Below are 2621 nucleotides of genomic sequence, written 5' to 3'. Positions count from 1 at the left end.
TGCGCCCGCCGGCCGATGGCGCGCGCGGCCTCGATGCCGTTGATGCCTGGCATGTGCACGTCCAGGAACACCACCTGCGGCTGCAGTTCCTCGAACATCGCCACCGCCTCGCGGCCGTTGCGGGCCTGGCCCACCAGCTGCAGCTCGGCCCAGGCGCGCGCCAGGTGGCTGGCCAGGTGCTCGCGCAGCAGCGGTTCGTCGTCGGCGATCAGGGCGGTGGGGGTCATGAGGAAGACCGCGAGGGGGCCGGCAGGCGGATCTCGGCGCGCACGCCGTGGGGTGACTCTTCAGTGAGCGACAGGCGGGCGGCATCGCCGTACATGGCCTGCAGCCGGGCGCGCAGGTTCGCCAGGCCGGTGCCCGCGGTGGCGGGCGGTGATGCACCGGCCGGGCGGGACAGGCCCACGCCGCTGTCTTGCACCGTCAGGGCCAGGCCGCCGTCGGGCTGTGCCTGCACGGTCACCCGCAACTCGCCGCCCTCTTCGCTGGGGTCGATGCCGTGGCGCACCGCGTTTTCCACCAGCGTGAGCACCGCCATCGGCGGAAAGCGCAGGCCGTCCAGCCCGGCGTCGGCCTGGAGCTGCCAGCGCAGCCGGTCGGGCATGCGCATCTCCATCAACGACAGGTAGGCGCGCACGCGGGCCAGTTCGTCGCCCAGCGTGGGCTGCGCATCGCGCAGGCCGGGCATGGCGGCGCGCAGGTAGTCGGTCAGCGTCTGCAGCACCGGGCCGGCGCGGGGCGATCCGCTTTCCACCAGCGCCTGCACATTGGCCAGGGTGTTGAACAGGAAGTGCGGCTCCACCTGCGACTGCAGCAGCGCCAGCCGGGCATCGGCGTCCTGGCGCTGCAGGGTTTCCCGCTCCAGCGCCAGCTGCAGCGCCAGGTTGCGGGCCTGCGCATCACGCTCGCGGAACAACGCGCCCAGTGCCAGCACCAGGCCCAGCACCAGCCCGGTGCCGGCGATCCAGCTGAAGCCGGCCACCACGCCCGGGTTGTCGAACAGCGCCATCACGTCGCCGCCGGCGTATAGCAGGTAGATGCAGGCGGTGGCCAGCGGCGCCGCCAACACGATGGCCAGCAGCTGCAGCAGCCAGCGCGGCATCCAGCCCGGCAGCCGGTGCACCGGCAGCCGGCCCGCCGCATGGAAGGCCAGCAGCAGCACCATGGCCAGGAACAGCGTGCGGCCCAGCACCACCGGAAACGGCGGCATGAACAGCGGATTGAGCAGCGCCGCCACCACCACGGCCAGCGCCACCGCCATGGCCACGCTGCGGCCGGTGAGGCTGCCCATCAAGCCCTGCGCCGGCAGCGCGGCGGCGGGCGACGGTGCGGGTGGGCGGGGCGAAGGCAGGGTCATGCCCGCGACGATAGCGCCCTGGCGGCCCGCCGCAGCCCGCGCGTGCCGGCCCATGCGACGAAGCGCGGTTTATCGGCCTTGAATGAAGCGCAGCACCCGCTGCTGGGTGAGCTTGTCGTCGTCGAACGCGCCGTGGGTGGAGGCCGCGCTGGCGCTGCCGGGCGCCAGCACCAGCGTGGTGTGGGGCCAGCTTCTGGCCGGCTCGCGCACGTCGCGCTCCATGCCCAGGATGGGCGTGGGCGAGCCGCCTTCGAACGACTCGCGCACCAGGTACAGCAGCGAACGGCGGTACGGCCCGCAGGTCGGGTCGTCTTCTTCGGCGCGGTCGGTGAGGCTGAACTGCTGGTAGCGCTTGACCTGGCCGCTTTGCAGCAGCGGCAGCAGCCGCTCGGTGAAGGTGTCCAGCCGCACCGCGGGCGCCATGAAGCTCACCGACTCGAAGCCCATGCCCTGCTCGGCCAGACGCTGGATCAGGTAGGTACCGGCAATCGCACCGGCCGAATGGCCGACGAAGTGCATGCGCACGCGCTTGTTGCTCACCGCCTTGGAAAAGTGCTGCCACAGCAGCACCGCGCCGGCCTGCTGGTCGTCGGGCACGCCTTCGCGGTACAGGCCCATCAGGTTGGCGTTTTCCTTCATCTCGCCCCACACGGCGGTGCCGGGCCGCGCCAGCAGGCGTTCCAGCCGCTGGTTCCACCAGCGCTCGAGCCCGCCGCCGATGCGGGGCGCGCCGCCCACGGCCTCGGACAGCATCGCGGTCAGCGTCTCGATGAAGCCGGTTTCCCACATCAGGAAGACCGGGAAGATGCGCTGGTCGTACAGCATCGGAATCCACTGCGCGGCGATGTCGGCGGCGGCCCGTTCACTCACCAGCCCGCCGTGGGCATACAGGCACACGTCGATCACGTCGTCCTGCAGGCCCCAGGCCTGGCGGGCGCGTTCGAGCTGGATGTCGGCGATGGCCCGCACGTCGTCGGGCGTGGTGCGGAAGTCGCCGCTGGTGGACAGCGCGCCGTTGTTGCCCATGTTGATGATGAAGGGCGACAGCTCGCGGTTGCGCAGCACCTCGCTCTGCGCCAGCGCCACCTTGCCGCGGCCATCGGTGCGCAGCGTGGAGGTGCGGGCCAGCTCGCGGTGGTCCTGCGTGACCACGCCCAGCTGCACCACCCAGCAGTCCATCGCGTTCTTCAGCCAGTCGCCATACGTGAGGATGGCGTAGCCGTGCGAGCCCCACTCCGGCCCCCAGGAGTTCTGGATCAGGAAG

General features: G+C 71.7%; 2 protein-coding genes and 1 pseudogene. All 3 read right to left on the bottom strand.

What is annotated here, in order from left to right; translation table 11 throughout:
• Positions 1-227: response regulator (locus tag ABNT58_RS09785; RefSeq protein ID WP_348753298.1), on the bottom strand; the 227-nt coding region annotated here is incomplete at its 3' end.
• Positions 224-1357 carry a histidine kinase gene (locus ABNT58_RS09780; RefSeq protein ID WP_348753297.1) on the bottom strand — a complete coding sequence of 378 codons (1134 nt, stop codon included), beginning with the start codon at positions 1355-1357 and terminating at the stop codon, positions 224-226. The genes ABNT58_RS09780 and ABNT58_RS09785, both read right to left, overlap by 4 nt.
• Before the next feature lie 69 nt (positions 1358-1426).
• Positions 1427-2621 (bottom strand): annotated as a pseudogene (locus ABNT58_RS09775) (hypothetical protein); the annotation flags it as partial.

The organism is uncultured Aquincola sp. (assembly GCF_964001545.1).
GTDB lineage: Bacteria > Pseudomonadota > Gammaproteobacteria > Burkholderiales > Burkholderiaceae_C > Aquincola.
Note: the sequence above shows the minus strand (reverse complement) of the source record. Positions and strands in the feature narration are given on the sequence as shown.

Excerpts from the sequence above, each read along its gene's own strand:
- ABNT58_RS09780 (WP_348753297.1), bottom strand. The coding sequence starts at position 1,357 with ATGACCCTGCCTTCGCCCCGCCCACCCGCACCGTCGCCCGCCGCCGCG.